This is a genomic window from Monashia sp. HAY1-5C (genome assembly GCF_056755255.1).
In genome coordinates this window covers 1-237 of record NZ_JBPGXG010000757.1, presented here as the reverse complement: position 1 = coordinate 237, position 237 = coordinate 1, and the positions used below count along the sequence as shown (strand labels likewise).

1 pseudogene is annotated in these 237 nt (G+C 65.0%); it reads right to left on the bottom strand.

The features are described 5' to 3' along the window. A pseudogene (locus ACR9ZK_RS23440) lies at window positions 1-237 on the bottom strand (5,10-methylenetetrahydrofolate reductase); the annotation flags it as partial.

The window sequence follows — 237 nt, the reverse complement described above, 5'->3', positions numbered from 1 at the left end:
CCGCTTCGAGCTCGAGGACGCTCCCACGAACACCATTCTCACCTGCCGAGAGTCCTGTGCAGCAAGCCACGCCTCGAGGTCGCTCTTGACGTACTTGCCGACGCAGCGGTAGACGACGACGGGGCAGTCCCAGTCCGTGAGGTGCCGCACGTGGAACTCACCGGTGTCTTGCGTCGGCAGGTAGGGAAGCGGGCGCTCGTCGCGATTGCCGTCCCTCTCGTCGTCGATGTCGTAGAC